The organism is Methanopyrus sp. (assembly GCF_053997775.1).
In genome coordinates, this window is sequence record NZ_JBMXXF010000054.1 from 1 (window position 1) to 3,192 (window position 3,192).

4 protein-coding genes are annotated in these 3,192 nt (G+C 64.6%); 1 reads left to right on the forward strand and 3 read right to left on the reverse strand.

Translation table 11 applies throughout. The features are described from left to right. On the reverse strand, positions 1-1,606 hold a 1,606-nt coding region (locus ACXJJV_RS06795; protein WP_456467431.1), incomplete at its 3' end, for a hypothetical protein. Beyond that, positions 1,561-2,154, reverse strand: coding sequence for a hypothetical protein (locus ACXJJV_RS06800; protein WP_456467432.1), 594 nt, complete (start codon positions 2,152-2,154; stop codon positions 1,561-1,563). The genes ACXJJV_RS06795 and ACXJJV_RS06800, both read right to left, overlap by 46 nt. A 58-nt stretch (positions 2,155-2,212) precedes the next feature. On the opposite strand from ACXJJV_RS06800, the gene ACXJJV_RS06805 reads away from it, so the two are divergent. Beyond that, positions 2,213-2,992 carry a hypothetical protein gene (locus ACXJJV_RS06805; protein ID WP_456467433.1) on the forward strand — a complete coding sequence of 260 codons (780 nt, stop codon included), beginning with the start codon at positions 2,213-2,215 and terminating at the stop codon, positions 2,990-2,992. Here ACXJJV_RS06805 and ACXJJV_RS06810 read toward each other — a convergent pair. Then, positions 2,940-3,192: hypothetical protein (locus ACXJJV_RS06810; protein WP_456467434.1), on the reverse strand; the 253-nt coding region annotated here is incomplete at its 5' end. The genes ACXJJV_RS06805 and ACXJJV_RS06810 overlap by 53 nt on opposite strands.

Below are 3,192 nucleotides of genomic sequence, written 5' to 3' on the forward strand. Positions count from 1 at the left end.
CGTCGAGCTGCTGGTGGTGCTTGAGATCGTAGGGGCGGAGGCAGGGGATTACGGGGAAGTAGCCCGCGGGCGCGCACCGCACCACATTCAACCACAGGTAACTGTAGTCCGTGAACGAGCCCACGTAAAGGACCCGAACGCGATCGACGGGCAGGGCGTCCCTTAGGCTCACCCGTGACCGGACCTCTGGCACTCCCTTCACGTCGCATGGCCCGTGCAAGGCCGCAGGCTCCACCATCACCTCCACGCGGCCGGTGGGGAGTATGTCGAGGAGCTTCCGGGTTAACTCTAGGCTGAAGGGCTGGTTGTAACCCGGTCGATGAGAGTAGTCGCTGAACCCACCCGCCATCGTGCCCAGCGGGAAGTACGTGGCCGTGAGCACCCTCAACGCCGGTTCCGGAAGCCCCTGATGGAAGGCTCCCATCAGTGACATGCCCAGCCTCCCGTCCTTCCACGGGAACAAGGCGTCGGCCGTGCCGGCCACGAAGACCCGCTGCTCGTGCCCGTCATAGACCCCTGCGATCAGGCTGGGCAGGCTCAACCATGGAAGCGCCGCCGATCCAATGGCCGTGAGGCAGACCGGCGGGAGGCCGATCAGCGCCCACGTCGGAGGAAGCGACCGTTTGCGGCTCACCCTTGCCACCCCGATCGTGAGCGTCAACGAGGGGATGATTGGGAGCCGTTGCAGGTCGAGCTGCGTGAGCACCTTCGCCGACCCGATCATGAGCTTCTCCAGCCCGGGGGATACCATGCACCATCCGGCGAGCGTCGCCAGGCAGGCTCCCGTCCCCAGCGACAGCACCGCCGAGCGTGAGTCCAATAGGCTGATGAGCAGCGTCAGGACGGCAAGGCCGGACAGGAGCCCGAGGATCATCGTCGTCCCTTTGTCCAGGATCGTGTAGGTGAAGTGGCACGAGGCGGGCACGTTGCTGAAGCTCAGTTTGCCGAACTCGTACGCCAGATACAGGACCGGGGTCGCGGACAGGATCGGTGGGAAGAGCGTGCGGGACTCCAGGAGCGCGAACGCCGCCGCCGGGAGTAGGATATAGATGAAATTTGACAGGAGCGCGACGTAGAGCAGCGCGGCGGAGGTTGCGGTCCGAAGTCTGCGTCCAAGGTTTGAGTACCATACGATCACAGCGGTCGTGAACGCGCAGTACGCCAGCGTCGTGGCCACCCGCACGTAAGTGGCATTGTGCAGCAGGTAGATCGGATACAGAACCAAATAGACGATCAGCGCCCCTAGAGACCCGCGGGAGTCCGCTCCGGCCAGCCTGAGCGCGGCCCAGACCAACACGGGCAGCATCCTGTACACGTACTCGGAGATCGAGCACGCGAGGGCCGGGTCGACGCACCTAGAGAGCAGCGCGGGGAGTAAGAACGGGACCACAGGGTAGTTGACCAGCGGCGGCCGGCCCAGGTACGAGTGAGGATCCCAGTCGCCGCCGGCGAGTCCGTGACGGCTGATCAGGTACGTTTTCACAGCCTGAACGGCCAGGTCCATGTCCGCCGGGGAAGCGCCGGCGTTAACGCAGCAGTCCCAGATCATCGGGCCCAGCATCAGGGCGGTAAACCCAATGAGGACAATCGCAAGCTCGGTTTCCAAACATGCACTCCCCAGAACACGCGCTCTGGCAGGACGGCGATCACCATCCCCCTCCGGAGCGACACGTAAACCTCCCCGAACACCCGCCACTCCCTGATCTTCCCACCGAGCACCAGGACCGGACCGCCCGGGCACAACAGGACGAGCCACCTACCTCCCCTGTCCACTAGGAAGCCCCGAAAAATCAGGTCGGAATCCCCGGACTTCAGCCCGTACCCCGACACTCTGGTACCCTCCGACGCCCTCATCAGCTTGGCCCAGCTCCCGCTCGACCGGTACGTCAGGGGCCCCAACGCGAGACGATCGGGTCCCGCCTCCAACCACCCCCAGATCAGCCACTCCGACGCCTGTACGACCCTCCAGGGGACCCAGGTGTCCGTCACCGGTCCCATGACCACGGGCATCTCCAGCGTCCGGAAGCCGTCCCGAAGCCACGGGTACGTCACCTTTCCGTCGTGAATGACGTACCTGGGATTCACCGCCGACCATGCCACGGCGCACCACAGCCAGCCAATCAGGGCCGCCGCAACGAGCCTCAGGCCCCTCATGTTCCCTCCCCGAATGACCCAATAATGGGCGCGGAGGGACCGCGCCCGGGGGCGGTGCATGCCCGGTTACGTCCGGCCCGTCCTTTTCACACAACTTGTGGCCGTCCTGGTGGCCGTCCTAGCCGTCTCGAAGGGATACTTCCACACGTGGACGGCGGCGACGACGAACCCCACTCCCCCCTCGGTGAAGATAATGAGCGTTAAAAGGCTGCCGGCGGTGAGCGGTAGGGACCTTCAGCCCGGCCCCGTCCCCGTTTACGCCTGGTACCGCGACCCCACCGCCTATGAGAAGTTCAACCTCCCCTCCATGGGAGGATATGAGATCGTCCCCATCCCGCACCTCGCCGGCCGATACTGGGTGGTCGTCAGCGGGAATCGCGTCAACGTGTACATGGGCCCGATGCCGGCACCATTCACGATCGTCTGCTCCGGGAGGCCCAAGGTTAGGGTGAACTACTCCGGGGTAGAAGTCAGCGGCCCGTGCTCACTGGTACTACTTAAAAGTGTCATCTGGAGCGGCTCAGCAACGTACGTCCCTCCTTCCTTGATAGTCCACGGTAAGATGGTCCGCGGGTACGAAGGGAAGGTTCACCACCTGGCCATCATCTCAATGGCAAGGACCCCACTCCTGTCCCGGGCCTTCCTGATTCTCGGCCTTCCAACCCCGATGGAAATCACAGCCGTGGAGGCCCGGCACGGGCGGCTCGACGTGGATGGGGTCCGCGGGGTCATCCGATCACGCGGCGGGATGGTGATCCGCTGGTCACCGATCGTCCTGCCTAATTTCACCTTTCAGGACCTGGTGTGGAGGTACCCGAGGTGGCCCTACTCCCTTTAGCCGGCCTACCCCGGACGAGCTCGGAGCACGTGACGCCGACGACGCTGAGCGCCAGAAGCAGCACCGAGACCTCGTAGGCTCGGGACTGGTATCGTTCCCAGGCGACGTAGTGTAGGTGGGCGGGTTTGCCTCCGGTCCTGACGAGCATGTACGGGCCGACCGGGCACGCCTCACCCTCCCGCCCGTTCACCGCCCAAAAC